The 8374-nt window shown below is 49.5% G+C and carries 10 protein-coding genes; 4 read left to right on the top strand and 6 right to left on the bottom strand.

Annotated features, from left to right (window positions below):
- Positions 1-381 precede the first annotated feature (381 nt).
- The 5 genes from QZ375_RS12770 to QZ375_RS12750 all read right to left on the bottom strand — a co-directional run bounded on the left by QZ375_RS12770 (position 382) and on the right by QZ375_RS12750 (position 4687).
- The gene (locus tag QZ375_RS12770) at positions 382-798 is read right to left on the bottom strand and encodes a hypothetical protein (RefSeq protein ID WP_295219637.1); all 417 of its coding nucleotides are present in this window, start codon (positions 796-798) and stop codon (positions 382-384) included.
- A 43-nt stretch (positions 799-841) separates the two neighbouring features.
- Positions 842-1540, bottom strand: a complete 699-nt coding sequence (locus tag QZ375_RS12765) for a DUF4367 domain-containing protein (RefSeq protein WP_295219636.1) — start codon at positions 1538-1540, stop codon at positions 842-844.
- Positions 1537-2097 (bottom strand): sigma-70 family RNA polymerase sigma factor, encoded by a 561-nt coding sequence (locus QZ375_RS12760; RefSeq protein ID WP_295219635.1) that lies wholly within the window; start codon positions 2095-2097, stop codon positions 1537-1539. The genes QZ375_RS12765 and QZ375_RS12760 overlap by 4 nt, the downstream gene beginning before the upstream one ends.
- 281 nt (positions 2098-2378) lie before the next feature.
- Entirely contained in the window at positions 2379-3302 is a 924-nt protein-coding gene (locus tag QZ375_RS12755) for a C39 family peptidase (RefSeq protein WP_295219634.1), read from the bottom strand.
- 170 nt (positions 3303-3472) lie between these two features.
- A complete protein-coding gene (locus QZ375_RS12750) occupies positions 3473-4687 on the bottom strand; it encodes a nucleotidyltransferase (RefSeq protein WP_295219633.1) in 1215 nt (404 codons plus the stop codon).
- A gap of 198 nt (positions 4688-4885) precedes the next feature.
- On the opposite strand from QZ375_RS12750, the gene QZ375_RS12745 reads away from it, so the two are divergent.
- Both QZ375_RS12745 and QZ375_RS12740 read left to right on the top strand, forming a co-directional pair.
- A complete protein-coding gene (locus tag QZ375_RS12745; protein WP_295219632.1) occupies positions 4886-6079 on the top strand; it encodes an acetate kinase in 1194 nt (397 codons plus the stop codon).
- Between the two features lie 62 nt (positions 6080-6141).
- Complete coding sequence (locus QZ375_RS12740; protein WP_295219631.1) at positions 6142-6606, top strand: cytidine deaminase; 465 nt, start codon at positions 6142-6144, stop codon at positions 6604-6606.
- Here the strand turns inward: QZ375_RS12740 and QZ375_RS12735 are convergent.
- Entirely contained in the window at positions 6594-6812 is a 219-nt protein-coding gene (locus QZ375_RS12735) for a DUF896 domain-containing protein (protein ID WP_295219630.1), read from the bottom strand. The genes QZ375_RS12740 and QZ375_RS12735 overlap by 13 nt on opposite strands.
- A gap of 470 nt (positions 6813-7282) precedes the next feature.
- On the opposite strand from QZ375_RS12735, the gene QZ375_RS12730 reads away from it, so the two are divergent.
- Entirely contained in the window at positions 7283-8002 is a 720-nt protein-coding gene (locus tag QZ375_RS12730; RefSeq protein ID WP_295219629.1) for an SDR family oxidoreductase, read from the top strand.
- Positions 8003-8062: 60 nt separating this feature from the next.
- On the top strand, positions 8063-8374 hold a 312-nt coding region (locus QZ375_RS12725; RefSeq protein WP_295219628.1), incomplete at its 3' end, for a hypothetical protein.

The raw sequence follows: 8374 nt of genomic DNA, 5'->3' as shown, positions 1-8374 counted from the left end.
AAAAAATCTGACTGCGCAATCTGCGCACGCCCAGATACTGAACAGACTCTAAGATGTTCAGATTCGATGAGACTGCTGAAACCAAAAATCTGTTTCGGCACTCTGATCGAATCCGAAAAAGTGCGGATTCAATCAGACTTGTTGTGGAGAGAATACAGAATCAAAATGTCATTTGTATTGTTCTTTCTATAATGGATACAAATGAAGTCATTGAAATGTTGCAAAAAGCAGATTGTACAAAAATATTTCTCTGTTTTGCACAAAAAATGGAACTGATTTTTCTACAAATTATGGAACTTTAAAATTCTCTCTCTGTACTGTTATCTCGTTTTGTTATCTTTTTCTTTTGTTGTTCTTAATTGGCTGTGCTGTGTGGGTACGTTAGGGTCTTTCTGCACTGACACTGGATGCCTGTTCGGTTGCACTGCCTGCATAGAACGTGGCGACGGTCAGCAGACGATAAGTGCCGCTGGCGAGACCGGTTTTTGTTTTGGTCACAGTGCCGCTGTTTCCGCTGACGGTGGTGTTCCAATGGGTCACATTGGACCATCCGCCGGTAGAAGTCTTTTTCTGTAAATTCTGGTTGACATAGATCTTTGTCACAGAAGATGTTCCCTTCACAATACTGGTGCAGGTCGCCGTAGATCCGGAAATAGACAGATCTGACCTGCATGTGAGACAATAAGTACTGTATGGTACTGCTTCAGACGGAGTCTGCGCTGATACGCCGAACATGTTGCCGAGGCATACGACCGACAGGATGGCCGTCAGTAAAACTGCTAAAATACGTTTCCGCATAATTCTCACCTCCTTTCGCTGGCGTTGCTGCCCGATTGCCGGGTCAGTCTGCCTTTTGTATGGATTCTGCGATGTGGATCAGGGGATCCTTTCCGATGTTGGCAGACAGAGTGAATATGTAGCCGTCATTTTCCCAGATCAGATTGTCATATTTCTGGTTCGTGTAGAAGTAGATCGCCTTTTGTCCATCGCCGAATTCGATCTCAATGGGGTTAGAATCCTCCGTATTTATGCCGAAACTTTCGCCCAAAGTGCTCTGATCAAAATAGATGTCGTGTTTGTTGTCGTCTGAATAAATTACAGTGCAAAAATGATCACTGGTGTACTGGTCGTCGATCTCAAATCCCGGCAGGTCGCATGTGATGACATAAGTATCTTCAATGGTTTCGGGATAGGTTCCCTTTTGGGCAGGAGCAATCGATTCAAACGTGGAGAGAGCATCGGAATAGGTAATGTGGAAGCGAGAAAAGGGAGAATCGTCCGAGCTGACTGCCATGGTGCAGCCGATGCCCAGGGCTGCGATGACGGCGGCAATGCTCATAGTTCGGTGCACACGTGCCTTTTGAGCGCAGTTTTGGTGGGCGCGGGTATATGCCGGCAAACCGGCGAAAAAATCTGCCATGCGTGTTTCGTGGCGCTGCGAAAAAATATGGGGTGTCTGTGGCATTACACATACGGCACTGTTGGAATATTCCTCTGTCAGTGCCTTAGAAATTGTCTCGTTCCATACACTGTTGTTCATTCTTCTCTCTCCTTCAGTTTTTCCAGAAGCAGCTTTTTGGCACGTTCTGTGCGTTTGTAGACAGTATTCGCAGAGATACCTAACAATCTGGATGCTTCTTTTGGCGTGTAGCCTTCCAGATAGCGCAGATACAGGATATCTTTGTAGATCTCCGGCAGCGTGCGTATTAGTTCTATCAACTGCTTCTGGTCAGATGCTTCAAATACATCTGTGTTTATCATTGAAATGCGTCGTTCCTGCCGAAGCTGATCTGCTTGTGCGGCACGGCGTCGGTTGGTGTGATACATGGTGATCGCCGTGTTTCGAACCAGTACGAGAAAATATGCCGCTCGTTTTTCATCGGGAATTGCAGCGATTTCCGAAAAGTTCTGGGAGATTCGATAAAACGCTTCTTCCACAGCGTCCTCTGCATCGGCTTCGTTTTGCAGGATCTGGTGGGCGGCATAGTACATCTGCTGTTTATATTGATCGTACCATTGCTCCAAGGTGCTCCGCATCTGTAATTGTGTTTGTGTTTCGTCTTCGCTTCGTCGTCTGGAATGAGCCAGCGAAAGCACGACAGTCACCTCCTCGCAACAATACCATGATAATTATATAACTAATGAGCCTGCGGATTTCTGACAAGAAACCTGAAATTTCGTCAAAAAATCTGCGCCTTGCACAAAATTCAAACCTATAATTTAGTGGAACATGTACAAAAATAGCTGCCGCAAAAAAACATTCTGCCTCCGATCGAGGCCCTCCAGTCTGCAACAGCTTTTGATTTTAGGGTTATTCTTTTCGAGAGTGTGTTTGTATAAAACGAATATGCGGATTTATGTGAGCACACTTGAAATGGTTATTCACTCTCGTCCACTGCCACTGTAATGTGTTCGACGTTGACTTCATTTTCGAAATATATGTTCTCCCGAATGACCACAGCCTGCCGGTACGTGAGTTCGTATCGGTTTTCAAACAGCGTCATATCATAGGAGACCAGACCCTCCAGAGGATCGCAGACAATCACAGTATTGGCATTCAGGTCATAACCGCAGAGCAGGACACAGTGTTCATTGACGAGAAATACGGCATCATCCCCATCCGGCGTTGTCCAGTAGTATCGCTCTTCCACATTGTCGGTCATGTTGATGGTTGCCCAGACGATCACCGGCGTGCCATTTGCCACTTCTGCGAGGAGCGTTTTCAGAGAACAGCCTGTGAGATTCTGGACAGTTTCTGTGCCTTTCTGAGTGGCGATGTAATTTTCTGCTGTTTCCACAATGACCGGCGCATAGCACCCCCAGGCAGTGGGGTCATGAGGAGAACCCACAAATGCTTCGCCAAAAGTGGTCAGATGTGGCTCAGAGCGGATCAGATATTCATCTGCCATGGTCAGTTTGTCCACGGCATAGCCGGCATAGTTCAGCGCCATGGTGAGAGAAGTGATCTCGCAGCCTGTGGGAAGTTCCGGATTTTGCAGCACGGGCGTGACGTTTAGCTGACAACTGTCCACGGACAGTTTTGCTGGTTCTTCCGGAAGAGTCGCCTCTGTTGCCATGGGGATCGTTCCACGATACAGCACCCCAGGGGCAGTCGTTACATCTGTAGAGGCTGTAGTTGTAACAACGTTCTCTTTTGCAACGGGAATTTTCTCTGCATTTCTTTTCTGAAAATGTGAAACACACCGGGAAACGGAAAAGCAGATCCCTGCGATCAGCAGGATGAGAATCAGCAGTCCTATGCGCCGCCGTCTGCCTAGTTGTTTTTTTGTCACCTTTGCCATAATGTTATCCTCTGCTTTTTCAATTAGGAATTAGGAGTTAGGAATGGCGGTATTCGCTTTGCTCATGAATAAAAATGTGGAAATATGAAAGAAATTTATTGAAATCCATCGTCGAAGGCGATACCATCATTTCTAATTCCTAACTCCTCATTCCTCATTCAAATGATATATTAGTTTTCCGCTTCGTTTTTTCGGGACAGCGTGATGCGCCGGCGGAAATCGGATTCCCCTTTTTCGATCACCTGGCGGGATAGCTGATAAATATCTGTGGATTGGGATTCCAGTGCCGCACAGCGTCCTGCTTCCCGGCTGGTATGCGCCAGTTCTGCCAGAGAGTGGGAGAAGGGGAGGAGCCGTTTTTGTTTGGAATCCCGGAGGATCTCCCGTCCCTTGTCGTTGAAGGCGAGAATCCTGCCATAGGGCGGATACTGCTGCATGTCTGCTGTGCGGATGTCCAGGAGAATGTGCAGCAGGATTCGGCGCAGACGTGCCATGGGATAGCGTTTTGTCTGGATGCTTTGCAGCAGTTCTTCCAGAGAGGACGCACGCTTTGCCTTATAAAGCCGATGTTCCAATCCCTGACCGACCTCAGCAATGCTGCGCAGCTCATCCGGATCTGTGGTGCGCAGCTTGTACAGAATGAGCCGTTCCAGGTTCTGCATGGAGCCGGTGTGTCCTGCGAGGCTTGCATCCCGGAGGGCATGCCAGGCATAGGACGGCATCATGCGCCGGCAATCGCCGCCTTCGGAGAAGAATTGCCGGATATAGGTGGCGCTTGCAGTGCCGTCTGCGGCAGGCTGGGCACTGTTGTGTCCAGCGCCTTTCCGTTGGATCGTCACCGGGCGCAGGGGACTGTGCATTTCTTCTATGGCGTTGAGATAGGCAATCGCAAGGGTGTTGTTGGGATGGCGCAGGACATCCGCCGTCTCCTGTCCGTAAAGCTGTGCCACCATCTGGGAGAGTACCTCCGGGTAGGAATAGCCGGAGCGCAGGAAATCATCCATGACATCGGCATATTCTGTCTTGCAGACACGACATGCCTGCGCCGCCTGGGACAAGAATCGAATATCGCCGCATTCGCTGCCGAAAGAAATTTCCTGGACATTGCCCAATGCCGTCAGGATCGCCACGCCGCCCATGGCGAAATTTTCCGCCGGTGCCAGGGCATAGGGCACGGGCAGTTCCAGCACCAGATCCACGCCGCCCTGGATCGCCAGCTTGGCACGGGTGAATTTGTCCAGGATGGCGGCATCGCCTCGCTGGACAAAATTGCCGCTCATGACGGCAACGATGCCCTCTGCGCCGGACTGCCGCACTTGTTCCAAATGGTAAAGGTGTCCGTTGTGCAAAGGGTTGTATTCGCAGATAATACCGCTGATTTTCATGTAGAATCCTCCAGAATACGTGCAGAAAACGAAAAATTTACAGCCTTTTTCAGGGGAATTTCTGTAAACCCCTTGCATTTTCTGCAAAAAAGCTTATAATAATATATGGATGGACACAGGTGAGACAGTGTCCACAATAAATAATGAAACGGTGCGGGACGCTGTGACGTACCGTAAGGAAAAGGAGAAGAAACCCCTATGATTATTCTTGTTGTCAATGCAGGAAGCTCTTCTTTGAAGTATCAGCTCATCGACATGAAGGATGAGTCTGTCATCGCAAAGGGCAACTGCGATCGTATCGGCATTGATGGTCACTTGAGCCACAAGACAGCTGCTGGTGTAACGGTGGAAGAGGACTGTGCGTTCCCCACCCACGCTGAGGCGTTTGAACGTTTGGTACAGGCACTGACTACCGGCGAGGGTGCTGTGATCTCTAGCATGGATGAGATCTCCGCAGTTGGCCACCGTGTGGTACAGGGCGCAGAAGTGTTCACAGAGACTACCATGGTAACCGATGAGGTCATTCAAAAGATCGACGATCTGCGTGAGCTGGCTCCTGTACATAACCACGGTCATGCACTGGCACTGTGGGCATGCCGTAAGATTCTGCCCGATGTACCTCAGGTCGTTGTCTTTGATACTGCATTCCACCAGACCATTCCCCAGAAAGCATTTATGTACGGTTTCCCCTATGAGGACTATGAGCAGTACCATGTTCGCAAGTACGGTTTCCACGGTACATCTCACCGGTTTGTCACAGCAAAGCTGGCAGAGGTCATGGGAAAAGATCTGAAGGATCTGAAGGTGGTTTCCTGCCATCTGGGCAACGGTTCTTCCATCACTGCAGTACAAAACGGGAAATCCATGGACACAACGATGGGCTTCACACCCCTGGACGGTGTACTCATGGGCACACGCTGCGGTGCAGTAGATCCGTCTGCGGTAACTTATGTTGCCGGAAAGCACGGTTTTGACGTTTCCGAAATGGATAATTATATGAACAAGAAGTCTGGTATGCTGGGCGTTTCCGGAAAGTCCTCTGACTTCCGTGACATTACCGCTGCTTCTGAGGCAGGGGATAAGCGTGCCATTCTGGCAAAGGATATGCTGGTCTATGATATCAAGAAGGATATCGGTGCATATGCCGCAGCCATGAATGGCCTGGACGCTGTGATCTTCACCGGCGGCATCGGCGAAAATGCACCCAACTGCCGGGAAGAGGTCTGTGAGAATATGGAATTCTTAGGCATCAAGATCGACAAGGAAGCCAACGACTTCAAGGGTCAGCTCAGAAAGATCTCCACACCGGATTCCCAGGTAGAGGTATGGGTCATCCCCACCAACGAGGAACTCCTCATCGCACGTGACACTCTGGCAATGATCCAGAAGTAAGTCAATTTTGTGTAACCCATGTTCAAAGGCGAAGCCAGACAAAGCGGCTTCGCTTTTTTGCTATGGATGAAAACACGGCGGCAGTAAGCCGCAGCCATGAAAATACATTGAAAGGACTTGATCTTATGACTACTCCTGAAACCACGCCTACTTTTATGGAACAGGCACTTGCCGTCAGGGAGAATGCCTATGCACCCTATTCAGGGTTTCAGGTAGGTGCTGTGCTGGCAGCCGCAGACGGCAGGCTGTTTTATGGATGCAATGTGGAAAATGCGTCCTATTCCATGACGATTTGTGCCGAACGCAATGCCATTTTTGCAGCAATTGCCGCCGGTGTCCGGGAATTCCATAAAATCGCCATTGTCGGCGGCAAAACTGCAGAAGAAGCCCGGAAGAAGCCCTGTTTGCCCTGCGGTGCCTGTTTGCAGGTACTTGCGGAATTTTGTCCGCCTACCTTTCCCATATTACTGGCAGACGGTGTGCATCTGCTGGGAGAACTGTTGCCGGCACAGTTTCAGTTAGATTGAGGCTTTTCCTTGTCTGCCGGGCGATAGGACGTGCCGTCAGGACGGATCACCACGGTGTTGTCCAGCTGCCCCCGAAGATTTCCCACTACTGCCTGGCGGTATTCCAGACGCAGTGCATTCTGTTCCTCTTTTTCTTCCGGCGTCAGCCCTTCGGTACGGGACTTTCGTGCCAGTTCGTTGATGCGTGCCAATTTTGCAGGATCCATGCAGATTCCTCCGTCGTAAACTTTTTTATATTGTGCCGACTTTGTCAAACTATGTGCTTTTTTGTCAGTACAATCCATTTTGTAGTATAGCATAAAAATGGGGAAAATGCAAGAGGAATTTTGCTTGATTACAGGGTATTTCAACGAGTAAACAAACCATTACTTTTTCTAAGTCTTTCACTTGACACAAGGGAGCAAAGGGACAACCTAAGGGGAGCGGGGAAAAAGAAAACCGTAGCAAAAGTGCGGATTTTCCTCGCTCCCCTCACGGTTTTCCCTCTGCACTCTCTTTCCCTTCACCCCTCACCCCTTTTCCGCACTTTTGGTAGAGATGGTCTCATTCGTAAAAATCGCTTATTGTCGTGTCTTGATCACAAAGCTTTCTTATTTTGTATGATGTATAAAAAATAATCATTTAAAAGCTCTTTGCTTGATTAAAATGATGTTCTAAACTCAAGGAGGAATTGCATATGATGAAAACAGCGTTAGTTACTGGGGCGTCCCGTGGTATCGGGGTGGCAATTGTGCGGGGACTGACAGCTGACGGCTATCGGGTCGCCGGAACATATCACCGCAGCGGCGAGGCAATGCAGGCATTGGCGGCGGAATGCGGTGTGATTCCCATTCGGGCAGATCTCTCTGACCCGGCACAGCTGCCGCAGCTGGCGCAGACTGTTCTGGAACAGCTGGGACAGGTGGACGTGCTGGTGAACAATGCGGCTTGCTCTTATATTGATCTGTTTCAGTGTATGCTGCCGGAACAGGTGCGGGAACTGTATGCGGTGAATCTCACAGCAGTGGTAGAACTGAGCCGGCTGCTGCTGCCGTCTATGCTGTCCCGGCATAGGGGATGTATTGTGAACATTTCCTCTATGTGGGGAGAGACGGGAGCATCCTGTGAGGTGGATTATTCTGTGACAAAGGGAGCGGTGTTGGCGTTTACCCGTGCCCTGGCAAAAGAAGTAGGGTCGTCCGGCATCCGGGTGAATACAGTCTCTCCAGGGACGATCCTGACGGATATGACCGCCCATCTGGATGCCCAGACGCTGGACGAACTGGCGGAGGAGACGCCCCTGGGCAGGCTTGGCACGCCGGAAGATGTGGCAGCGGCAGTGCGGTTTCTGGTATCTGACCAGGCGGCATATATCACCGGACAGGACTTGCCGGTAAACGGTGGGTTCCTCTGCTGATGCTAACGCATAGCACTAATACTGAACAAAGTTTATCGCCGCAGGCGGCAATGAAGTTTTTTGATCCAGCAATTTTTCAAAAATGCTGGCAGAGTCCAGGGACAGCGTCCCTGGTCGCCGCCGCAGCGGCGAAACACCCTGGCGCATCCTCTGCGCCACGGAGAGGGTGGTGAGGGATTTATTTCATATTTTCAATACATTTCAGACATACGCAAATCGTACAATAATGGCGATATTGCGTTATTTTTTCATTTTGACATTCGTCAGCTTACGCACTGTGTACAGTATATTGGGGTCAGTTTTGGGGTCAAAATAAAGGTTCATCCAAAAAGTTGTCTACAAGAAGTAAGGAAGAATAATCTTAGCTTTAAG

Source organism: Ruminococcus sp., assembly GCF_019417665.1.
GTDB lineage: Bacteria > Bacillota > Clostridia > Oscillospirales > Ruminococcaceae > Ruminococcus_C.
The sequence above is the reverse complement of the archived record's forward strand: the minus strand, read 5'-3'. Positions and strand labels throughout refer to the sequence as shown.

Coding starts and splice junctions, on each gene's coding strand:
- QZ375_RS12765 (WP_295219636.1), bottom strand. CDS start 1,540: ATGAACAACAGTGTATGGAACGAGACAATTTCTAAGGCACTGACAGAG.
- QZ375_RS12730 (WP_295219629.1), top strand. CDS start 7,283: ATGATGAAAACAGCGTTAGTTACTGGGGCGTCCCGTGGTATCGGGGTG.
- QZ375_RS12755 (WP_295219634.1), bottom strand. CDS start 3,302: ATGGCAAAGGTGACAAAAAAACAACTAGGCAGACGGCGGCGCATAGGA.
- QZ375_RS12770 (WP_295219637.1), bottom strand. CDS start 798: ATGCGGAAACGTATTTTAGCAGTTTTACTGACGGCCATCCTGTCGGTC.
- QZ375_RS12740 (WP_295219631.1), top strand. CDS start 6,142: ATGGATGAAAACACGGCGGCAGTAAGCCGCAGCCATGAAAATACATTG.
- QZ375_RS12750 (WP_295219633.1), bottom strand. CDS start 4,687: ATGAAAATCAGCGGTATTATCTGCGAATACAACCCTTTGCACAACGGA.
- QZ375_RS12745 (WP_295219632.1), top strand. CDS start 4,886: ATGATTATTCTTGTTGTCAATGCAGGAAGCTCTTCTTTGAAGTATCAG.
- QZ375_RS12735 (WP_295219630.1), bottom strand. CDS start 6,812: ATGGATCCTGCAAAATTGGCACGCATCAACGAACTGGCACGAAAGTCC.